19 protein-coding genes and 1 pseudogene are annotated in these 19,661 nt (G+C 74.9%); 14 read left to right on the top strand and 6 right to left on the bottom strand.

The annotated features are described in order from the left end of the window. Positions 1-186: 186 nt before the first annotated feature. The 4 genes from ACFW1I_RS11705 to ACFW1I_RS11690 all read right to left on the bottom strand — a co-directional run bounded on the left by ACFW1I_RS11705 (position 187) and on the right by ACFW1I_RS11690 (position 4,256). A complete protein-coding gene (locus ACFW1I_RS11705) occupies positions 187-1,725 on the bottom strand; it encodes a DNA cytosine methyltransferase (protein ID WP_384668960.1) in 1,539 nt (512 codons plus the stop codon). Positions 1,726-1,770: 45 nt separating this feature from the next. Then, positions 1,771-2,757, bottom strand: coding sequence for a DNA cytosine methyltransferase (locus ACFW1I_RS11700; protein WP_384668959.1), 987 nt, complete (start codon positions 2,755-2,757; stop codon positions 1,771-1,773). Next, positions 2,747-3,187 (bottom strand): very short patch repair endonuclease, encoded by a 441-nt coding sequence (locus ACFW1I_RS11695; RefSeq protein ID WP_384668958.1) that lies wholly within the window; start codon positions 3,185-3,187, stop codon positions 2,747-2,749. The genes ACFW1I_RS11700 and ACFW1I_RS11695 overlap by 11 nt, the downstream gene beginning before the upstream one ends. A 70-nt stretch (positions 3,188-3,257) precedes the next feature. Next, positions 3,258-4,256, bottom strand: a complete 999-nt coding sequence (locus ACFW1I_RS11690) for an SEC-C metal-binding domain-containing protein (RefSeq protein WP_384668957.1) — start codon at positions 4,254-4,256, stop codon at positions 3,258-3,260. A gap of 63 nt (positions 4,257-4,319) precedes the next feature. Between ACFW1I_RS11690 and ACFW1I_RS11685 the strand changes: the two genes are divergently transcribed. Continuing rightward, on the top strand, positions 4,320-5,132 hold the full coding sequence (locus ACFW1I_RS11685; protein WP_384668956.1) for a class E sortase: 813 nt from the start codon (positions 4,320-4,322) through the stop codon (positions 5,130-5,132). On the opposite strand, the gene ACFW1I_RS11680 is transcribed toward ACFW1I_RS11685, so the two are convergent. Next, positions 5,086-6,537 (bottom strand): MFS transporter, encoded by a 1,452-nt coding sequence (locus ACFW1I_RS11680; RefSeq protein WP_384668954.1) that lies wholly within the window; start codon positions 6,535-6,537, stop codon positions 5,086-5,088. The genes ACFW1I_RS11685 and ACFW1I_RS11680 overlap by 47 nt on opposite strands. A 118-nt stretch (positions 6,538-6,655) precedes the next feature. On the opposite strand from ACFW1I_RS11680, the gene ACFW1I_RS11675 reads away from it, so the two are divergent. The 5 genes from ACFW1I_RS11675 to ACFW1I_RS11655 all read left to right on the top strand — a co-directional run bounded on the left by ACFW1I_RS11675 (position 6,656) and on the right by ACFW1I_RS11655 (position 11,134). Beyond that, a complete protein-coding gene (locus tag ACFW1I_RS11675) occupies positions 6,656-7,186 on the top strand; it encodes a winged helix-turn-helix transcriptional regulator (RefSeq protein WP_384668952.1) in 531 nt (176 codons plus the stop codon). Positions 7,187-7,282: 96 nt separating this feature from the next. Beyond that, positions 7,283-7,624, top strand: a complete 342-nt coding sequence (locus ACFW1I_RS11670; RefSeq protein WP_384668950.1) for a DUF6412 domain-containing protein — start codon at positions 7,283-7,285, stop codon at positions 7,622-7,624. Between the two features lie 90 nt (positions 7,625-7,714). Further along, a complete protein-coding gene (locus ACFW1I_RS11665; RefSeq protein ID WP_384668949.1) occupies positions 7,715-8,443 on the top strand; it encodes a YidC/Oxa1 family membrane protein insertase in 729 nt (242 codons plus the stop codon). Between the two features lie 138 nt (positions 8,444-8,581). Beyond that, positions 8,582-9,451, top strand: coding sequence for a fumarylacetoacetate hydrolase family protein (locus ACFW1I_RS11660; protein ID WP_384668947.1), 870 nt, complete (start codon positions 8,582-8,584; stop codon positions 9,449-9,451). An 87-nt stretch (positions 9,452-9,538) separates the two neighbouring features. Further along, the gene (locus ACFW1I_RS11655) at positions 9,539-11,134 is read left to right on the top strand and encodes a choice-of-anchor A family protein (protein ID WP_384668946.1); all 1,596 of its coding nucleotides are present in this window, start codon (positions 9,539-9,541) and stop codon (positions 11,132-11,134) included. On the opposite strand, the gene ACFW1I_RS11650 is transcribed toward ACFW1I_RS11655, so the two are convergent. After that, positions 11,097-12,212 carry a Gfo/Idh/MocA family oxidoreductase gene (locus ACFW1I_RS11650; protein WP_384669020.1) on the bottom strand — a complete coding sequence of 372 codons (1,116 nt, stop codon included), beginning with the start codon at positions 12,210-12,212 and terminating at the stop codon, positions 11,097-11,099. The genes ACFW1I_RS11655 and ACFW1I_RS11650 overlap by 38 nt on opposite strands. 65 nt (positions 12,213-12,277) lie before the next feature. Here ACFW1I_RS11650 and ACFW1I_RS11645 point away from each other — a divergent pair, with 65 nt between their 5' ends. From ACFW1I_RS11645 to ACFW1I_RS11610, 8 genes and pseudogenes are all read left to right on the top strand, one after another. Beyond that, positions 12,278-13,471 carry an ROK family protein gene (locus ACFW1I_RS11645; RefSeq protein WP_384669019.1) on the top strand — a complete coding sequence of 398 codons (1,194 nt, stop codon included), beginning with the start codon at positions 12,278-12,280 and terminating at the stop codon, positions 13,469-13,471. Positions 13,472-13,589: 118 nt separating this feature from the next. After that, positions 13,590-14,426, top strand: coding sequence for a hypothetical protein (locus tag ACFW1I_RS11640; RefSeq protein ID WP_384668945.1), 837 nt, complete (start codon positions 13,590-13,592; stop codon positions 14,424-14,426). Positions 14,427-14,515: 89 nt separating this feature from the next. Continuing rightward, positions 14,516-15,295 (top strand): GntR family transcriptional regulator, encoded by a 780-nt coding sequence (locus tag ACFW1I_RS11635; RefSeq protein WP_384668943.1) that lies wholly within the window; start codon positions 14,516-14,518, stop codon positions 15,293-15,295. A 132-nt stretch (positions 15,296-15,427) separates the two neighbouring features. Continuing rightward, a complete protein-coding gene (locus ACFW1I_RS11630) occupies positions 15,428-16,549 on the top strand; it encodes a TIGR03364 family FAD-dependent oxidoreductase (protein ID WP_384668942.1) in 1,122 nt (373 codons plus the stop codon). An 8-nt stretch (positions 16,550-16,557) separates the two neighbouring features. After that, entirely contained in the window at positions 16,558-17,235 is a 678-nt protein-coding gene (locus tag ACFW1I_RS11625; RefSeq protein WP_384668941.1) for a phosphonatase-like hydrolase, read from the top strand. Further along, the gene (locus tag ACFW1I_RS11620) at positions 17,232-18,284 is read left to right on the top strand and encodes an ABC transporter ATP-binding protein (protein WP_384668939.1); all 1,053 of its coding nucleotides are present in this window, start codon (positions 17,232-17,234) and stop codon (positions 18,282-18,284) included. Before ACFW1I_RS11625 ends, ACFW1I_RS11620 begins: the two co-directional genes overlap by 4 nt. Next, complete coding sequence (locus ACFW1I_RS11615; RefSeq protein WP_384668938.1) at positions 18,277-19,137, top strand: 2-aminoethylphosphonate ABC transporter permease subunit; 861 nt, start codon at positions 18,277-18,279, stop codon at positions 19,135-19,137. Before ACFW1I_RS11620 ends, ACFW1I_RS11615 begins: the two co-directional genes overlap by 8 nt. Beyond that, positions 19,124-19,583, top strand: a pseudogene (locus ACFW1I_RS11610) (ABC transporter permease); the annotation flags it as partial. The gene ACFW1I_RS11615 and the pseudogene ACFW1I_RS11610, both read left to right, overlap by 14 nt. Positions 19,584-19,661: the final 78 nt, after the last annotated feature.

The following is a 19,661-nucleotide window of genomic DNA, read 5'->3' as shown; positions in this document are numbered from 1 at the left end:
GCGGGGGGGCCCTCGTGTCCGCGGCGCCCCCCCCGCCCCCGCCCCCCCGCCCCGCCCCGCCGGCCGGGCCCCGCCGGGCACCGGGGGCCAAACAGGGGGGGCGGCCCCCACCCCAACTATTTCGCCGACCTCTTCGAGACGGCGCCCGTCCGGGGCCGAGTCGTCAAGGAGTGAGGGGCGGGAGGGTCACCGGCCGGTGAGCGGGTGGCCCTCCAGACCGTCCTGCTCGCGCGGCTCCGCCGTCCGCCGGGGCTTCCAGGCCATCAGCTTCTCGATGCACTGGTCCAGCCTGGCCGCGGCCTCCTTCTCGCCCAGGTCGGGTTCGAGCACGTGGCGCAGTACGTGAAGGGCGAGCCGCGGAGGCACCGCGTTCCCGATCTGCTGCGAGATGTCGTTCCCGTGCCACGGGTAGGCGGCGGGGAAGGTCTGCAGCACTCCGGCTTCGGCGTTGTTGAAACGGGCGAGGCCGCCGTCGAGGTTCCTGTCCGTGCCCGGATGGACGAGACGGTTCCGGGAGACCTTCCCGGTGACCGTGGCGGAGGGGGTGTCGTGGTCACGGCGACCCCGATCGTCCGGCTTGCCGCCGGTCCCGTAGTTGGACACGACGGTGAACGGCGGCCGGGCGCGCACGTCCTCCGAGAAACGGCCGGCGCTCGCCAGTGCCTGTTCCATGGAGATCCACTTGTCGCGGGGCCGGTCGCCCTCGCCCCCGGCATCCTCCACGGGCAGCGTGTCGGCGAGGGTCCTTCCTCGGTGGTACAGCTCGTGCGTCTGCTGCACAGGAGGAAGGGGGGAGCGGTCGGCACCGTCGCGGCGGGCCATCAGCACCGCACGCCGCCTGGTCTGAGGAACGCCGAACGCCTCCGTGTGGAGCAGCTGCGTGGTGGTGCGGTACCCGAGGGTGCCGAGGACCTCGGTGTACGCCTTCCACACCGGCATCACGGCCGGCACCTGCTCCAGGATCACGGCGTGGAAGGGCACCGAGCCGGGCCTCCTGCTCCGCTCGATGATCCACCACAGGGGCTGAAGAACGAGTCCTGTCCGTTCGTCGCCCAATTCCTCGAGCTTGTCCTTCAGCTTGTCCAACCGGCCGGTCAGCTCGCCGAACTCCTTCAGCAGGCGGGCGACCTCGTCGTCGGGACAGTCGGAGGGCTGCGGATCCCCGAGGCCCTTCAGGAACTCCTTCGCCTCCTCCGGCGAGTTGCCCATCGTCTCGAGCCGCTTCCGCATGGCCTTGCGCAGTTGGGTCCTGGACTGTTCCACGGCCCTCTTCTCGGCCTTGACGGTCCGGGCCTCGACCTCCTTGAGCCGGAGCTCCTCGTGGATCTTCCGCCAGGTCCGGAAGACGTGTGTCCAGGCGACCGACGCGTCGGAAGTGTCTGCGGTCTCGCGCACCGCCCGGTGCAGACGGTCGATGTACTGCAGCACCTGATCCAGCGCCCTGCGGCCCGCGCCGTGCCCGGCGACGGTGAACGTCTGGCAGGGGGGGCCACCGGTCAGTACCTGGGCGTGGGGGAAGAAGGCGGCGCGGTACTCACGCACGTCGCCCTTGAACGTGTCCATCCCCGCCTTGGCGCGGGTGGCGCATGCTCCGGCGTCCCACTCGATGCCGGTCACCTCGTGCCCCAGGACGTCCGCTGCCACATCGAGCCCGCCGGGACCGGCGAAGAGGTCGAGGATGCGGAACCTCGCCGGTGAGGAGCTGTCCGTTTCGATGTGACTCATGGGTCCGAATTCTAGCCGGCGGGCCGGGGCTCGACGTACGCCTCTCTACACCCTGTGGACAGAGCGCAGGGCGGTGGCCAGCGACCTTCCGAGCGCGGCGCCCACCGGTGGGGGAGTGGCGTGGCCGATCTGACGGTACCGGGCCGTCTTGCGTCCGGTGATGTGCCAGTCCGCGGGGAAGGACTGGAGAAGGGCCGCCTGGTCCACCGTGAGCTTCACCATCAGGGCGGGATCGGTCGGGCGCGGCCACGTGTACTCCGGTCCGGGGACCTCGTCGGCCAGGGCTCCCGCGTTCACGCCCATCCGCGCCCAGGCCCGCTTCGTGCCGGACGGGCCGAGATCGGCCCCGCCCCGGTTCTCGGACCCGCCGACCAGCGTCGGCGCCACCGCCAGGGCCTGGGCCGCCCAGGCCTCGGCGTCACGCCATCCCCGGGCCTTCATGGACCGGAGCAGCGCCCGTCCGACGGGGATGTGCTCGGCGACCGTCGGCCGCGGTGGGACGAATGCGTCGAACCACGGCTCCTTGAGTGCCACCAGGATCCCCGATCGGCGTTCCTGTGGCACGCCGTGGTCGGCGGCGTTCAGAACGAACCAGCGGAATCCGTAGCCGAGGTGGGTCAGCTCCTTCTCGATGAACGACCGGATACCGGCGTACTCGGCGGAGTCGACCAACGCGGGCAGGTTCTCCAGCAGCAGGGCACGAGGCTGGACGGAGTGCAGCAGGTACACCGTCGCCTCGAGCAGCCGCAGCGCTCCGGCGTCGTCGGTCCCCCGCGCCGCCGATGCCTTCACTCTCGGCAGACCGGCGGAGAGGAGGTCGACGTCGAGGCTCTCGGGGTGCTCGTCGGGCAGGAAATCGACCAGGTCCTCGCAGACCACGTTCCAGTGCGGCCGGTTCGCGAGGATCGTCTCGCACACCTGGTGCTTGTGGTCGAGGAGCAGGGTCGGCGCGAAGCCGGCGGTCTCCAGACCGGAGGCGAGGCCACCCGCTCCGGAGCAGACGTCGACGAAGCGGAGGGGGTCACGCGTCATCGTGCCGGTCCCCCGTCTCCGGCGTCGTCCGCTCCCCTGCTCCTCGGGTCCCCGCTCGCCGCTTCTCCGCCACGGTCGCCCGTACCGTCGCGGCGACCTCGTCCGGCGGTACGTGCTCCCAGAAGCGCAGCACGGTCCACCCCTGGGCCTCCAGGTGCTCGGTCGTCTCCCTGTCACGGGCCATGTTGCGGTCGAGCTTCTGCCGCCACCACTCCGCGTTCGCCTTCGGATGCGTGGCGTGTTCCGGGCAGCCGTGCCAGAAGCAGCCGTCGATCAGTACGGCCACCTTCACCGAGGTGAAGGCCACGTCGAGCCGGCGCCGGGGCATGCCCGGCACGGGGTACTCGACCCGATAGCGAAGGCCGGCCGCATGGAGCAGACGTCGGACCGCAAGCTCGGCGGCCGTGTTCTTGCTCGGCTGCCGACTCATGCGGGCCGAAACGCCCGGGGAAGAAGGGAGGGCTTCGGACACACAGGCATTCTGCCGGAGGGCCGGGGGCTCATTCCGCCCCGTGGCACTCCCCGTAAGGCCGCTCCGCGCCGCACCAGCACGCGGCCGTCCTCAGCGGTGGCCACGGGAGGGCTCGGGCTCGGGCTGCGAGGGTGGTGGTGTATTGGGGGAGGAGGTCGGCGTTGGCGGGGGAGGAGGTTTCGGAGGCGGCGAAGGCTTCGTAGGAGGGGACCGTGGCGCGGACGATGCCGAGGTTGGGGGTGCCGGCCGTGGCGAGTTCTCGGAGGGAGGCTTCGATGTCCGTCAGGTGGGCCCGGTAGGTGGGGTACTCCGTTTCCAGCTCCGGGTAGGACGTGAGGAGTTCCGTCAGTTCCCGCTCCGGCCAGTGGAGGACCGCCACCGGGAAGGGGCGGGAGAGGGCCGTGCGGTAGGTGCCCAGTTCTGCGCGGAGGCGGGTGATCTCGGCCTGGAGTTCCGCCGGGTCGGAGGAGCCCAGGGACCAGAGGCGTTTCGGGTCGTGGAGTTCGTCCAGGGGGATCGAGCCGGGGTGGAGGCGGTCCGCCAGGGTGTCCCACGTGTCGTGGTCCCTCGCCAGCATGCGGCGGACGCGGTGGCGGGTGGTGAGGAGGGAGACGGTGGGGTGGGGGAGTTCCTCCGGGGTCTTCGCCAGGAGCGTCGCCGCTTCCGTGAGGGTCGCCTCCGCCTCCTCCAGTTCGTCGTGGGCCTCCAGCGTCTCCGCCACGATCTCCCACGGGGGCGCCTCCGCCGGGCGGGAGCGGCGTACGCCGTCGATGATGGCCCTCGCCTCGGCCTCGTGGCCGTACTCCCACAGGTTCGCCGCCTTGAGCGCGCGGATCAGGTGCGGTGCCGCCGGGTCGCCGGACAGCAGGTCGTCGTAGAGGGCCGTCGCGCCCGGACGGTCGTCGGCCAGTTCCAGGTGGGCCGCGGCCTGGAGCAGCAGGGGCTCCCGGTCGCCGGGGTACTGCGCGGCGGTGCGCAGCAGACGGTCGGCTTCGGCGGTGTGGGCTGCAGGCGTGTCGGGGCGCATGCCCTTCACCGTACTGCTGTACGGCCCTGGAGAGTTGGCGCCGCAGCGCTTATCGTGCCGGGCGTGCGGGACAGGGGGCGGGAGAGGGTGCCGGTCGTCGTCCAGGCGCGCTCGGGGCGCCGTGGACTCGCCCGCCTGCTCTGGTGCGCCGCCGAGACCGTCGTCACCTGCGGTGTTCTCATCCTGCTGCTGGTCGTCCACCAGCTGTGGTGGACCAACCAGCAGGCCCGCGCCGAGGCCGGGGAGCAGGTGCGCCAGCTGGAGCGGGAGTGGGACATCTCTCCTCTTCCGGTGGTCGTCGAGTCGTCGGGCCCGGTCTCCCCTGCCCCCTCCCCTGCCGTGACGGCTTCGGCTTCGGCTTCCGCCTCGCCCTCCGCTTCCACTTCGGCTTCGCCTCCCAGGGGGCCCGCCCCGGCCACCGCCTCCCCTCCCCCCTCCGGCGAGACCTTCGCCGTGCTCCGCATCCCCCGGATCGGGCTCACCGTGCCCGTCGCCCAGGGGATCTCCAAGAGCAAGGTGCTCGACAAGGGCTACGTCGGGCACTACCCGGGCACCGCCGCGCCCGGCCGGCCGGGGAACGTCGCGCTCGCCGGGCACCGGAACACGCACGGCGAGCCGTTCCGGTACGTCAACCGGCTGCGGAAGGGCGACGAGATCTCGCTGCGGACGCGGGAGGGGACGTACACCTATCGCGTCGACCAGATCCTGCCGGTCACCTCGCCGCGCGACACCGGCGTCATCCAGCCGGTGCCCCGGTCGATCGTCAAGCCCTCGTACGGGTACTCCCGGGCGGGCTCGTACCTCACCCTCACCACCTGCACGCCCGAGTTCACCTCCCGCTACCGGCTCGTCGTCTGGGCGACCCTGCGACGGTGAGTGCCGCGCCCGCCAGGGCGAGGGCGGCGGCGGCCGTCACGGCCGCGTCGGGGCCCGCCGCCGAGAGGGCGAGCATCAGGGCCACGCCGGCCGCCGAACCGATGTACCGGGCCGTGTTGTTCGCGCCGGAGCCCATCGCCGCCCGCTCCGGGGGGACGGAGTCGACGGCGAGGCGGGGGAGCGCGGCGTTCAGCAGGCCGCTGCCCGCGCCCGCCACCACCAGGCCGGCGATCAGGCGCGGCCAGGGGAGGGCGGGGGAGTCGAGGGCGCCGAGGAGGGCGAGCACGCCAGCCGCCGACAGGACGAAGCCGACGGCCAGTTGGTGCGGGGCCGAGATCCGGCCCGCGAGCCGGCGGGCCTGGAGCGCGACCACGAACGACGTGCCCGACCAGAGGACGAAGAGCCAGGCCGTCGCCAGCGGCGCCATTCCCGCCCCGCGCTGGAGCAGCGCCGGGACCACGCTGAACAGGCCGATCACCGCCAGTCCGGTGAAGAGCGCCCCCAGCGCCGCCACCCGGAACTCCGGCCTCCGCAGCAGCCCCAGGTCGATCATCGGCTGCGCCGCGCGGCGCTCCACCAGCAGGAACAGGGCGGTCAGCGCCACCGCCGCGAGGAGGAGCAGGCCGATCGCCGGGCGCAGCCAGCCGTCCCGGCCCAGCGTCAGGGCCGTCAGCAGCGCCGCCATCGCGAGGGCGAGCGTCGTCGCGCCGGCGAGGTCGGGGCGGGAGCCGGAGCGTGCCGGGTCGGGGTGGGTGCTGGTTCCGGTGCCTGCCGAGTCGGGGCGGGTGCCGGTGCCTGCCGAGCGGGGGCCGCCGGGGAGCGTACGGACCCCGACCGCCGCCGTCAGTACGGTCGCCGTGCCCAGCGCCGCGTACGCCAGGCGCCAGTCCAGCAGGCTGAGCGTGCCCGCGAGGAGCGGGCCCAGGGCGATTCCGCCGCTGACCGACGCGCCCCAGATGCCCGTGGCCCGGATCCGGTCGCGGCCCGAGGGGTACGCGTCGGCGAGCAGGCCCAGGCTGCCCGCGAGGACGGCCGCGCTCGCCGCGCCCTGCGCGATCCGGGCCGCCGTGAAGAGCGCCGTCGAGCCGGCGAGGGCGCCGAGCGCCGTCGTGACGCCGAGGGCCAGCGTGCCGAGCAGGAAGACCCGGCGCCGGCCGTGCGCGTCGGCCAGCGCGCCCGCCACCAGGAGCAGCGCGGCCAGGCCCAGCGGGGTGCCGTTGAGCAGCCACGCCTGCGCCGAGGACGGCGTCCCGAACGCCTCCGCCGTCGCCGGCAGGGTCAGCATCGGCGCCGTGTAGTTCATGAGCGCGAGGGCGGTGGCGATGCCGGTGACGGCGAGGGTGGCCGGGCCGGGGGAGCGGGCCGGGGCGGCGGTGTCCGGGGGCAGGGAACGGGTCGTGCGCACGGGGGCCTCCACCCGATCGAGAGCGAATTCGGTAGGTTCGGTGATTGAACCCACTCGGGAGCCCACACCCTACCCGCCTTGGTTCGTTGAATGAACCCTCTTCGGTACGCTGGTGGGCATGGCCCTCGGCAAGGACTACGCCCAGCAGCAGTGCTCCATCGCCCGCGCCCTGGAGGTCGTCGGGGAGCGCTGGACCCTCCTCGTGGTGCGCGACGCCTTCTACGGCGTCCGCCGCTACAGCGACTTCCTCGCCCACCTCGGCGCGCCCCGCGCCGTCCTGGCCGGCCGGCTCCAGGCCCTCGTCGACGCCGGTGTCCTCGACCGCCGCCGCTACCAGGACTCCCCGCCCCGCGACGAGTACGTCCTCACCGAGCGCGGCCTCGCCCTCTGGCCCGTCCTGTGGGCCCTCGGCGCCTGGGGGAGGAACGAGATCCCCGGCACCCTGCCGCTGCGCCGGTTCCACCACGCCGACTGCGGCACCGAGCTGGACCGCGGCGGCGCGTGCCCGGCCTGCCGCGTCCTCGTCATGCCCGCCGACATCGAGATGCGGCCCGGCGACGGACTCGACCCCGACCCCGCCGACCCCGTCGCCCGCGCGCTCCTCGCACCGCGCCGGCTGCTCACGCCGCTGGACCCGACGGCTCTCTGAAACCCGGCATCTCTTCCGTACGACCGCCCGGGAACTCTCCCGTACAGCCGTTCGTCCTACCCGACGGACAGTGAAGTTCGGGGAACGGGGGGCGTGATGAGCGGGAGTCTGGTCCTGCGGCGAGTCGCGCCCCTCGGTCTCCTTCCCGTCGTGCGGCGCGTCGCGCCCCTCGTCCTCCTCCCGGTCCTCCTCGTGATCGCCTTCGCGGGGCTCGTCCTCACCGACGGCTCCGTCGGCGCGGCCGTGGTCGTCGCCGTCTCCGCCGTGGTCTGCGGCCTGGTCGGCGTCCGTACGGCTCCGGCCGCGCCGTCCACGCTCATACGCACCGCGCTGCGCGACCGGGCCCGCCGCACGGCCTTCCTCCCGCAGCGCGACCCCGACGCCGCCGGGCGCCCCCGGCCCCGGGCGCCCGGGCGTTCCCTCCCGACGGCCGCGTAGGGGTCCTCGCGTCGCGCGAGCGCACCCCTTCGCGCGGTCCGTCATGCCGAGACCCACCATCCCCGGCACGACGAACCCCGGAGGGTTCCCTTGTCCGTCTTCCCGTCCCCCGTCCTCGACGCCTTCTCCGACCTCGTCGGGCGCCTCGCCGCGCTCCTCCAGCCCGCCTTCGGCGGCGCCTCGACCGCCGCCGCCGTCGTCCTCTTCACCGCCCTCGTCCGGCTCGCCGTCCACCCCCTCTCTCGCGCCTCCGTCCGAGGCCAGCAGGCCCGGGTCCGGCTCGCGCCCCGGGTCGCCGCGCTCCGGGAGAAGCACAGGAAGCGGCCGGAGCGGCTCCAGCGGGCGATCCTGGAGCTGCACGCCGAGGAGAAGGTCTCGCCGTTCGCCGGGATCCTGCCGAGCCTGCTCCAGGTGCCCGCCTTCCTCCTGCTGTACTCCCTCTTCTCCTCCGGCGACCGGATGGCCGGGCACAGCCTCCTCGCCGCCCCGCTGGACGCGCGGTGGGCCGACGCCCTCGGCGACGGCGGGCCCTTCGGGCCGGCCGGGCTGGTGTACCTCGCGCTCTTCGCGGCGACCCTCGCCGTGGCCGCGTACCAGTACCTGCGGACCCGGCGGGAGATGGCGGCGGCGCCCGGCGGGGGCGGGCCCGCGGCCCTGGGGCGGGTGCTGCCGCTGCTCTCCTTCGGGACGCTCGTGACCGCCGCCGTGGTGCCGCTGGCGGTCGGGCTCTACCTGGTGACCAGCGCCGCCTGGTCCGTCGTGGAGCGGGCGCTGCTCATGCGGCGGCCGCTGCCGCCCCGCGTCGCTACTCGCGCGTAAGGGTCCGCAGGCTGAACGGGGTCTTGCGGGCTGAACGGGAGTCTTGGAGGATCGGACGATCCTCCGATGGCCGCACTCCATCGGCCGGGGCACCGAAGGGCCTCCCCCCGGGCCCACCTCGACCACAGGGAGAAGACCATGAAGCTGCTGCGAGTCGGCCCGCCGGGCGCCGAGCGCCCCGCCCTCCTCGACGGGGACGGGACCCTCCGCGACCTGTCCTCCTTCACCAACGACGTCGACGGACGGCTGCTCTCGGACACCGCCACCCTCGACCGGATCCGCGCTGCCGCCGAGGCCGGGGTACTGCCCGCGTACGGCGGTTCCGGCGACGCCACCGGGCTGCGGGTCGGCCCGCCGGTCGGCCGGATCGGCAAGGTCGTGTGCATCGGGCTGAACTACCACGGCCACGCCGCCGAGACCGGCCAGGCCACCCCGGCCGAGCCGGTCGTCTTCCTCAAGGCCGCCGACACCGTCGTCGGCCCGGACGACACCGTGCTCGTGCCGCGCGGCTCGGTGAAGACGGACTGGGAGGTCGAGCTGGCGATCGTCATCGGCCGGACCGCCCGCTACCTGGAGACCGACGAGGAGGCGCTGGCGCACGTCGCCGGGTACGCGCTCGCGCACGACGTCTCGGAGCGCGAGTTCCAGATCGAGCGCGGCGGCACCTGGGACAAGGGCAAGAACTGCGAGACCTTCAACCCGCTCGGCCCCTGGCTGGTCACCGCCGACGAGGTGCCCGACCCGCAGGACCTCACCCTGCGCCTGTGGGTGAACGGCGAGCTGAAGCAGGAGGGCCACACCTCCGACCAGATCTTCCCGGTCGCCGAGGTCGTCCGGTACGTGAGCCGCTTCATGACCCTCTACCCGGGCGACGTCATCAACACCGGCACGCCCGCCGGCGTCGCCATGGGGCAGCCCGACCCGAAGCCCTACCTCCGCCCCGGCGACGTCGTCGAGCTGGAGATCGAGGGCCTGGGCCGCCAGCGCCAGGAACTCAAGAGCGCCTGACCCGTCCGTCGCACGACCCGGCCGAAAATGGCGGCACCCCGCGTGGGGTGCCGCTCTTTTCATCCCTTTTTATGCATATTGCGGCACATGGAACCTGTGAACACCGAACGCGTCCCCCGCCGCAGAGCCCGCCTCGCCCTCTCCGCCGCGACGGCGGTCCTCTCCGCCGGCGCCCTCGTCGGCGGCCTCGCCGCCACCGGCGCCGCCGATCCGCTGCCCGGCGGGCTCGGCCCCTGCAAGCCGGGCAAGTGCCCGCCCACGTACCCCGACATCAACAACGGCGGCGTGATCTGGCGGGACAACGCCGTCAACGTCTTCGTCGGCGGCGACTTCCTCGTCCGCGAGGCCGCCGCCGAGGCCGAGGGCAAGGTCGTCGTCCTCGGCGGCTTCGACCAGGCCAAGCGCGCGGGCGTCTCGGCGGTCTACAACGTCGGCGTCGCCGGTGTCGGTTCGCGCGTGGTGCCCGACAACGGCACCGCCTTCCTCAGCGTCGGCAAGAACATCACCGTCGCCCCCGGGCAGCGCCTCCTCACCGAGGAGGGGTCCGTCACCGGGAAGACGCTGTACGCGGGCTCCGTCACCGGCACCGTGATCCCGGCGCCCGTCAAGGACGCCGCCGCCGTCGCCCCGTACACCGCCCTGCGCGGCGAACTCACCGCCGCCAGCCAGTGTTACGCGTACGTGAGGGGGGCCTCCCGCACCCCCACCGGCACGGCGGTCAACAAGGGCTCCGAGACCCTCTTCACCGGCGACGGCACCTCCGCGCTCCAGGTCTTCACCGTCGACTTCGACCTCGAATCGGCGAGCGGCGGGCAGCAGGGCATCCGCTTCGAGAACATCCCCGCGAACGCGACCGTCCTCGTCAACGTCCTCGGCGGCGAACGGACCGTCGACACCTACATCGGCGGCCTGCCGGGGCTCCGCGACCGGCTGCTGTGGAACTTCCCCGACGCGACCCGGGTCACGTTCGAGGGCACCGCGCAGTTCGCGGGCAGCGTCCTGATCGGCAACCAGGCCAGCACCGCGACCATCACCATGCCGGGCATGAACGGCCGGTTCTTCACCACCGGCAACCTGACCCACGCGTCCGAGCCGGGCCGGGGCGGCGGCCAGGAGATCCACAACTACCCGTTCAACGGCGACCTGCCGTCCTGCGACGAGGACACCCCGACGCCGACGCCGACCACCCCGACGCCGACCCCGACGGACACCACTCCGACGCCGACCGAGCCGACCCCGACCCCCACCGAGCCGACCCCCACCGAGCCGACTCCCACCGAGCCGACTCCCACCGAGCCGACCCCGACGGAGCCGACGCCCACCGAGCCGACGCCGACCCCCACCGAGCCCACCCCCAGCCCGACCGACTCCGCCGACGGCGGGCTCTCCAGCGGCGGCGACTCGGGAGGCGACTCGGGAGGTGACGACGGCGGCTCCGACAACGGCGGCTCCGACAACGGGGGCGGCTCCGACGGCGGCTACGGCGACGACACCGGCGGAAGCGCCGGCGGGAGCGCAGGCGGCCACCACGGCGGCGGCCCGGGCGGCGGCGGCGAACTGCCCGAGACCGGCGCCGGCACCGGGAAGGTCGTCATGGGCGTGACGGCGGCCGGCCTCGCGCTCGGCGGCGGCGTGCTCGTCGCCGTCAGCCGTCGGCGCCGTCGGTCGCCGGGGTCAGCCTGACGGTCACGCCCTCGCGGGCCGACCGCCGCGCCGCCTCCAGGACGTCCAGGGCGGCGGCGGCCTCGCGCGCGGTGACCGGGTTCGGGCCGGTGCCGCGCACGGCGGCGGCGACGGCCGCGTAGTACGCCGGGTAGTCCCCCGGCACCGACTCGACCGGGGTCCCGCCGCCGGTCAGCGGGGACTCCCCGGCGCCGAGCCGGCCCCACAGCGCCTCGGGCTCCACGCCCCAGGCCGTGCCGGGGCCGGGCCGCAGCCCCTCGCGGAGCGCCGCCTCCTGCGGGTCGAGCCCGTACGTCACGAAGCCGGCGCGCTGCCCGAGCACCCGGAACCGGGGCCCGAGCTGGGCGGCGGTGGCGCTCACGTACAGGTGGGAGCGGACGCCGTTCGCGTGGGTGATCGCCACGAAGGTGTCGTCGTCGGCCTCGGCGCCCGGGCGGCGCACGTCCGACTCGGCGTAGACGGAGACGGCGGGGCCGAAGAGGACCAGCGCCTGGTCGACGACGTGGCTGCCGAGGTCGTACAGGAGCCCGCCGATCTCCTCGGCGGCGCCGGACTCGCGCCAGCCGCCCTTCAGGCGCGGCCGCCACCGCTCGAAGCGGGACTCGAAGCGCTGGACCTCGCCGAGCTCGCCCTCGTCGAGGAGGCGGCGGAGGGTGAGGAAGTCGCTGTCCCAGCGCCGGTTCTGGAAGACGGACAGCAGCAGCCCGCGCTCCTCGGCCAGCGCGGCGAGGCCGCGCGCCTCGGCGGCGGTCGCCGCGAGCGGCTTGTCGACGACGACCGGCAGCCCCGCCTCCAGGGCGGCCTCGGTGATCGGGACGTGCGTCTTGTTGGGGGAGGCGACCACGACCAGGTCGAGCTCCGGGCCCCCGTCGGCCCAGAGGTCCTCCGGGCGGGCGAGCACCTGGACGCCGGGGTGGGCGGCCCGCGCCTCGGCGGCGCGCTCGGGGTTCCCGGTGGTGACGGCGGTGAGCGTCAGGTCGGGGGAGGCGGCGATCAGCGGGGCGTGGAAGACGGAGCCCGCGAGGCCGTAGCCGACGAGGCCGACGCGGAGGGGGGCGGGGGTGGTGAGGGGGGTCATGGACAGCACTTAAGCAACGCTGTTGCCGAAGTGCAAGCAGGGGGCAGAATGGGCCGGTGACGGTGATGACGAGAGACCCCGGGGCCGGAGCCAACCTGACGGCGCTGCGCGGCCACAACGCGGCGCTCGTGCTCGACCTGCTGCGCACGGCGGGGGAGGAGGGCATCAGCCGCCTCGAACTGGCCGCCCGCACCGGCCTCACCCCGCAGGCCGTCAGCAAGATCACCGCCCGGCTGCGCGCCGAGGGCCTGGCGGCGGAGGCCGGCCGCCGCGCCTCGACCGGCGGCAAGCCGCGTACCGTCCTGCGGCTCGTCCCCGGCGCCGCGTACGCCGTCGGCGCCCACCTCGACCGCGACGGCCTGACCCTCGCCCTCACGGACCTCACCGGCGCCCCCGTCGCCGTCCGCCACCACCCCCTGACCCTGGCCGCCGGCCCGGATCCGGTCCTCGCGACCCTGACGGAGGAGGTACGGGCGCTGCTGACGGCGGCGGGCGCGGAAACCGAGGCGGGCGCGGAGACGGCGACGGGCGCGGAGGCGAAGGCGGCCCCCCGTTCCGTCCCCGCCCCCGTCCTCGGCGTCGGGCTCGCCATGCCCGGCCCGCTGGACCACCGGCGGGGCGTGCCGGGGCGGGTGACGGGGGCGCCGGTGTGGGACGGCTTCCCGGTGCGGGACGAGCTGGCCGCGCGCCTCGGGCTGCCGGTCACCCTCGACAAGGACACCAACGCCGCCGCCCTCGGCCTCGCCGTGCGCCCCGGCGCGCCCCGCTCCTTCGCCTACGTCCACCTCGGTACGGGTCTGGGCGCGGGCCTCGTCGTCGGCGGCGCCCCGCTGCGCGGCGAGCGGACGGGCGCGGGCGAACTCGGCCACCAGACGGTCCAGCTCGACGGGCCGGCCTGCGACTGCGGCGCGCGCGGCTGCCTGGAGGTGCTCTGCCTCGCGGCGGTGGCCAGGGGGGAGCTGCCCGAGGCCGCGCGGATCCTCGGCACCGGCGCGGCGAACCTGGTCCGGCTCCTCGACATCGACCGGGTCCTGCTCGGCGGCCGGGTGGTCCTCGCGGCGCCCGGGGTCTTCGCCGAGGGGGTGGCCGCCGTGCTGGCGGGGCTCCGCCTGCCGACCCCGGTCGAGGTGGCGACCGCCCCGCACGCCGTGGCGCTGGGCGCGGCCCAGCTCGTCCTGGCCCCGGTCTTCGGTCTGGCGCCGAAACCGGAGGCCCCTCCCACGGCCGCGCGTTCATCGGACCGTCGGACCATAGGCTGATCGGGCGGATCCGGTGGCCCGGCCGGGGTCCCCGGGGGTGTCGCCGCCCGGCGCGGGGCGGACCGTGTGGCAGCGTCGCGGGCGATCCGTACGTCCGCGAGCACAAAGGCACCCGCACATGGCACCCGCCCCCCGGCCCCTGCGCAGCGCCCCCGCCCTCGCCGCCGTGGCCGTCACCCTGACGCTGACCCTGCCACCCGCCTCCGCCGGGGCCGCCCCCGCGCCGGCACCCGCCTGCGGCGCCGCCGCCGACGCCGGGTTCCCGCTCGACACGCGGATCCACGGCGGGCCCACCGACTATCCCGCCGGAGGGGCCTTCCGGGCCTGGGAGCTGGAGGTGCGGAACACCACCGGCAGTCCCTGCACGGGGGTGCATCCGGTGCTGGTCCTGGCCGACGAGGAGCGGGTGCTGCGGCCCGAGCAGATCCGGCTGGAGTTCTACGACGCGGCGGCCGAGCGCTGGCGGCCGGTCGCCTTCGAGGCGACGGAGGAGGCCGAGAGCGTGGGCGCGTTCACCGGCTTCGGCGGTTTCGCCGTGCCCGCCCGACGGGCCGTCACCGTGCCGGTCCGGATGGCCTTCCGGGCGGACGCGGTACCGGAGGAGGTCGTCGTCAACGCCGCGCTCGTCCAGCGCCGGGGCGCCGACGGCGACTGGGTCGGCCGCTCCGACGACTACCGCCTCACGATCGGCCCGCCCGACCCGGCCGACGACCCCCCGGCCCCCGCCGAGCCCCCCGCGCCCACCGCCGCCCCCACCCCCTCGCCCGACGGGTCCACGCCACCACCCCCCGCCGGCCGCCGCCCCGGCACCGCCGCCCCCCACCCCCGCCCCGAACTCGCCCACACGGGACCGGAGGACGCCACCCGCCTCGCCCCCTGGGCGGCAGCCCTCGCCCTCGCCGGCGGCCTCCTCACCCGCGCCGCCCGGCGCCTCGGCGGCGGACCGCGCCCCTGAAGCCGGCGGGGACACCACCCACTCGCCCCGAACCGGCGGGACACCCGCCGTACACCCTCCCGTTCACCCCCGTCTGCGACGATCCCCGGATGAACCAGCACCACACCCCGAGCGCCCCCAGCGCCCCCGGCGCCCCCGTCCGTTCCGGTGTCCCGGAGCACGGCCGGGTGCCCAAGTACTACGCCGTGAAGGCGCGACTCGCCGTCCTCGTCGACGAGTTGGGGGAGGGGGGCGCGCTGCCCACCGAGCGCGACCTCGCCGTCCGCTACGAGGTCTCCCGGGAGACCGTCCGGCAGGCCCTGCGCGAACTCCTCCTGGAGGGGAGGCTGCGCCGGCGGGGGCGGGGCACGGTCGTCGCCGGACCCAAGCTCGAACAGCCGCTCTCGCTCGCCAGCTACACCGAGGGCGTCCGCCGCCAGGGCCGCCGCCCCGGCCGCAGCATCGTCTCCCTCGACCGCTTCCCCTGCCCCGACGCGCTCGCCCCCGAGGTCGGCGTCGAACCCGGCGCGCCCGTCTGGCACATGGAGCGGGTGCTGCTCGCCGACGACGAGCGGGTCGGCCTGGAGAGCACGTACGTCTCCGAGGCCCGGGTCCCGCGCCTCGACAGCGACTTCGACCCCGACTCCTCCTTCTACGGCTACCTCCGCGACCGGCTCGGCATCACCTTCGGCGACGCCGACGAGCGGATCGAGACCGTGCTCGCCACCCCCCGCGAGGCGCTGCTCATCGGCACCCCGCCGGCCCTGCCGATGCTGCTGCTGCACCGCGTCTCCCGCGACGAGCAGGGGCGGCCGCTGGAGCGGGTCCGCACCCTCTACCGCGGCGACCGGTTCTCCTTCACCGCCCACCTCGGCCGCCAGGAGGACTGACCGGAACCCCGACCGCACCACCCCCGCACATCACGAGAAGATAACGGGTCTAGTCCAAGCTTGTCGGGCCGTTCACCGTCCCGTCGTCCGCGCGACCGTCCCGGGTCACCCGCCGCCCCGAGCGTGGACGGCATGAAGGTGATCGTCGTAGGAGCCGGCGTGGTGGGCACCATGCACGCCTGGCAGGCAGTGGAACGCGGCCACGAGGTCGTACACATCGAGCGCGAGGCCGAGGCGCGCGGAGCCTCCCTGAGGAACTTCGGCCAGATCTGGGTCAGCGGCCGCGCGGGCGGCGAGGAACTCGACACCGCCCTGCGCGCCCGCGAACTGTGGGAGGGCATCGGCGCCCGCGTCCCCGGCCTCGGCTTCCGGCCGATCGGCTCCCTCACCCCCGTCCGGGGCGAGCTGGAGCTGGCCGTCGCCGAGGCGGCCGTCGCCCGCGAGGACGCCCCCGCCCGCGGCTACAAGCTGCTCACCCCCGACGAGGCCCGGGCGGTCAACCCGGCCCTGCGCGGCGCCTTCGACGCAGCCCTGTGGTGCGAGCGGGACGCCGCCGTCGAGCCGCGCACCGCGCAGCTCGCCCTCCGCGAGGCACTCCTCGCCACCGGCCGCTACACCTTCCTCCCGAACCGCGAGGTCCGCGAGGTCGTCGGCGAGCACGCGGTCCGCGACGACCACGGCGACCTGCACAGCGGCGACGCCGTCGTCCTGTGCACCGGTGCCTGGCTCTCCGGCCTGGTCCGCGAGGTCGCCGGACCGGTCCCGGTCCGCCGCGTCCGCCTCCAGATGATGCAGACCGCCCCCCTCGGCGAGCCGCTGACGACCTCCGTCGCCGACGCCGACTCCTTCCGCTACTACCCGGCCTACACGTCGGGCGCTCTGGAGGCCCTCAACGCCGGCCAGGCGCAGGACCCCACCGCCGCCGCCCACAAGATGCAGCTGCTCATGGTGCAGCGCCTCGACGGCGGACTGACCATCGGCGACACCCACGAGTACGAGCACCCCTTCGCCTTCGACACCGTCGAGGACCCCTACGAGCACCTGGTCCGCGTCGTCGAGTCGCTGCTCGGCCGCCCGCTGCCGGCGATCCGCCGCCGCTGGGCCGGCGTGTACGCGCAGTGCGTGGACACCACCCGGGTCGTCCACCGGCAGCGGGTCCGGGACGGGGTCTGGCTGGTGACCGGACCCGGCGGCCGCGGCATGACCTGCTCGCCCGCCATCGCCGAGACGACCGCGAACGAACTGGGCTGGTGAAGCAGCAGATGACCGAGATGAACCTGATCGTCCTCGACATGGCCGGCACCACCGTCGCCGACGGCGGCCTCGTCGAGCGGGCCTTCACGGCCGCCGCCGAACGCCTCGGCGAGGACCCGGCCACGATGATCGACCACGTCCGCGCCACCATGGGCGAGTCCAAGATCTCCGTCTTCCGCCACCTCCTCGGCGGCGACGAGACCCGCGCCCAGGAGGCCAACCTCGCCTTCGAGGAGGCGTACGGCACCCTGGTCTCCGAGGGCCTCGTCGCCCCGGTCCCCGGCGCGGCCGAGGCGATCGCCGAGCTGAGGGACCAGGGCCGCACCGTCGTCCTCACCACCGGCTTCGCCCGGGTCACCCAGGACGCCATCCTCGACGCGCTCGGCTGGCGGGACCTCGCCGACCTCACCCTCTGCCCGGCCGACGCCGGCGGCCGCGGCCGCCCGTACCCGGACATGGTCCTCACCGCCCTCCTGCGCACCGGGGCCGTCGCCGACGTCCGGCGGGCGGTCGTCGCCGGCGACACCTCGTACGACGTGCTCAGCGGCGTCCGGGCCGGCGCCGGGATCGTCGCCGGCGTCCTCACCGGCGCCCACGACCAGCCCGCCCTCACCGCGCACGGCGCCACCCACGTCCTCGGCTCCGTCGCCGAACTCCCCGCCGCGATACGGGAGTACGAGTCGTGACCAGCGGCATCCGCTTCGACGGCGTCTCCGTCGCCTACGGGGACACCACCGTCCTCGACGGGCTCACCCTCACCGTCGAACCCGGCGAGGTGATGGCCCTCCTCGGGCCCTCCGGCTCCGGCAAGACCACCGCCCTGCGCACCGTCGCCGGCTTCGTCCGGCCGTCCGCCGGCCGCGTGCACATCGGCGACCGGGACGTCACCGACCTCCCGCCGTACAAGCGCGGCATCGGCATGGTCGTCCAGCAGTACGCCCTCTTCCCGCACCTGCGCGTCGACGAGAACGTGGCCTTCGGCCTGAAGGCGCGCAAGCACCCCAAGGCCGAGATCCCCGCCCGGGTCGCCGAGGCCCTGGAGATGACCGGCATGGGCGCCTACGCCAGGCGCCACCCGCGGGAACTCTCCGGCGGACAGCAGCAGCGCGTCGCCATCGCCCGCGCCCTCGCCATCCGCCCCGACGTCCTCCTCCTCGACGAACCGCTCTCCGCGCTCGACGCCCAGCTCCGCTCCGGGATGCTCGCCGAGCTGGCCCGGCTCCACCGCGAACTCCCCGACGTCTCCGTCCTGTACGTCACCCACGACCAGGTCGAGGCGCTCACCCTCGCCGACCGGATCGCCGTCATGGACCGGGCCCGGCTGCAGGACTGCGGCACCCCGCAGGAGCTGTACCGGCGCCCCCGCACCGCGTTCACCGCCTCCTTCGTCGGCAACGCCAACCTGCTGCCGGTCCGGGTCGGCGCCGACGGCGTCGACTTCGCCGGCACCGCGCTGAAGGTCCCGGCCGGCGACGCGGCGCCCGGCGCCACCGCCACCCTCTGCGTCCGCCCCCACCTCATCGGCCTCGGCGACGGGCCCAACGCGCTGCGCGGCCGGATCGCCGAGGTCCAGTGGCGGGGCGCCACCCACCGGCTGTACGTGGACGTCGGCGGGCACCGCGTGAAGGCGGACGTGCGGGAGCTGCGGGACACGCCGCCGCTGGGCCAGGAGATCACGCTGCACTTCGCGCCGGAGGACGCGGTGCTGCTGGCGGCGGGGGTGCACGATGGCTAGCGCCCAGACCGCCGCGCGGCCCGTCGTCACGGCGGGCCGCCCGGCCCGCGGCCGTACCGTCCCCACCTGGGTCTGGGCTCTGCCGCCCGTCGCCGTCCTCGGGCTCGTCTTCCTCTACCCGCTCGGGCTCGTCGTCCAGGAGTCGCTGGCGCCCGGCGCGTACGCCGAGGTGTTCTCCTCCGCCTCCTTCCGGGACGCGCTGGTCACCACCGTGTGGCTCGCGGTCGGCGCCACCGTCGGCTGCCTCGTCCTCGGCTTCGTCCTCGCGCTGATCGTCGCCTTCGTGCCGTTCCCCGGGGCGAAGGCGGTCTCCCGGTTCATCGACGTCTTCCTCTCCTTCCCCTCCTTCCTCATCACCCTCGCCCTGCTCTTCGTGTACGGCACGGTCGGCATGGCCAACGGGATGTGGACCGGCGTCACCGGCGCCGCCGAAGGACCGTTCCACTTCCTCACCACCCCGTGGGGCGTCCTGCTCGCCGAGATCACCTACTTCACGCCCTTCGTGATGCGGCCGCTGCTCGCCGCCTTCTCCCAGCTGGACACCGCGCAGCTGGAGGTGGCGTCCTCGCTCGGCGCCCGGCCCGCCCGGATCGTGCGGCGGGTGATCCTCCCCGAGGCGCTGCCCGCCCTCGCGGCCGGCGGCAGCCTCGTCCTCGTCATGTGCCTCAACGAGTTCGGCATCGTCCTGTTCACCGGCGCCAAGGGCGTCACCACCCTCCCGATGCTCGTCTACTCCAAGGCCATCCTCGAATCCGACTACGCCGCCGCCTGCGTGGTCGCCGTCGTCAACGTCGCGATCTCGGTCGGTCTCTACGCGGTCTACCGGGGGGTGAGCCGCCGTGCTGGTGCATAGCCGTTCCGGACGGTGGGCCTCCTGGCTCGTCTTCGCGGTCCTCTTCACGCCGCTCTTCGCCGTCCCCCTCCTCGTCATCGTCGCCGCGTCCTTCTCCACCCACTGGTCCGGCGCCTTCCCCTCCGGCCCGACCGCCGAGCACTACACGGCGGCCGTCCGCGGCGAGTCCCTCCAGGCCCTGACGACCAGCCTCGTCACCGCCGCCGCCGCGAGCCTCCTCGCGCTCACCCTCGGCACCTGGGCCGCGCTCGCCGCCGCCTCCCTGCGCGGCAAGGGCCGCCGGGCGCTCGACGCGCTGTTCGTGCTGCCGCTCGCCGTGCCCTCGGTGGTGGTCGGCCTCGCCGTCCTGGTGGCCTTCTCCCGGCCGCCGCTGCTCCTCAACGGCACCCGCTGGATCGTGATCCTGGCCCACACGGTGCTGGTCACGGCCTTCGCCCACCAGTCGGGGGGGGGGGGGGGGGGCGCGCCCCCCCCCCGGGGGGGAGGCAGGGGGGGCCGCGGGGCGGGGCGCCGCGCCGGCGCGC

The sequence above is a fragment of the Streptomyces sp. NPDC058955 genome (assembly GCF_042741435.1).
In the GTDB taxonomy this organism is placed as follows: Bacteria; Actinomycetota; Actinomycetes; order Streptomycetales; family Streptomycetaceae; genus Streptomyces.
The sequence above is the reverse complement of the archived record's forward strand: the minus strand, read 5'-3'. Positions and strand labels throughout refer to the sequence as shown.

Excerpts from the sequence above, each read along its gene's own strand:
- ACFW1I_RS11625 (WP_384668941.1), top strand. The coding sequence starts at position 16,558 with ATGACCGAGATGAACCTGATCGTCCTCGACATGGCCGGCACCACCGTC.
- ACFW1I_RS11615 (WP_384668938.1), top strand. The coding sequence starts at position 18,277 with ATGGCTAGCGCCCAGACCGCCGCGCGGCCCGTCGTCACGGCGGGCCGC.
- ACFW1I_RS11690 (WP_384668957.1), bottom strand. The coding sequence starts at position 4,256 with ATGCGCCCCGACACGCCTGCAGCCCACACCGCCGAAGCCGACCGTCTG.
- ACFW1I_RS11650 (WP_384669020.1), bottom strand. The coding sequence starts at position 12,212 with ATGACCCCCCTCACCACCCCCGCCCCCCTCCGCGTCGGCCTCGTCGGC.
- ACFW1I_RS11675 (WP_384668952.1), top strand. The coding sequence starts at position 6,656 with ATGGCCCTCGGCAAGGACTACGCCCAGCAGCAGTGCTCCATCGCCCGC.
- ACFW1I_RS11695 (WP_384668958.1), bottom strand. The coding sequence starts at position 3,187 with ATGAGTCGGCAGCCGAGCAAGAACACGGCCGCCGAGCTTGCGGTCCGA.
- ACFW1I_RS11705 (WP_384668960.1), bottom strand. The coding sequence starts at position 1,725 with ATGAGTCACATCGAAACGGACAGCTCCTCACCGGCGAGGTTCCGCATC.
- ACFW1I_RS11670 (WP_384668950.1), top strand. The coding sequence starts at position 7,283 with ATGAGCGGGAGTCTGGTCCTGCGGCGAGTCGCGCCCCTCGGTCTCCTT.
- ACFW1I_RS11635 (WP_384668943.1), top strand. The coding sequence starts at position 14,516 with ATGAACCAGCACCACACCCCGAGCGCCCCCAGCGCCCCCGGCGCCCCC.
- ACFW1I_RS11655 (WP_384668946.1), top strand. The coding sequence starts at position 9,539 with ATGGAACCTGTGAACACCGAACGCGTCCCCCGCCGCAGAGCCCGCCTC.
- ACFW1I_RS11640 (WP_384668945.1), top strand. The coding sequence starts at position 13,590 with ATGGCACCCGCCCCCCGGCCCCTGCGCAGCGCCCCCGCCCTCGCCGCC.
- ACFW1I_RS11660 (WP_384668947.1), top strand. The coding sequence starts at position 8,582 with ATGAAGCTGCTGCGAGTCGGCCCGCCGGGCGCCGAGCGCCCCGCCCTC.
- ACFW1I_RS11630 (WP_384668942.1), top strand. The coding sequence starts at position 15,428 with ATGAAGGTGATCGTCGTAGGAGCCGGCGTGGTGGGCACCATGCACGCC.
- ACFW1I_RS11645 (WP_384669019.1), top strand. The coding sequence starts at position 12,278 with ATGACGAGAGACCCCGGGGCCGGAGCCAACCTGACGGCGCTGCGCGGC.
- ACFW1I_RS11700 (WP_384668959.1), bottom strand. The coding sequence starts at position 2,757 with ATGACGCGTGACCCCCTCCGCTTCGTCGACGTCTGCTCCGGAGCGGGT.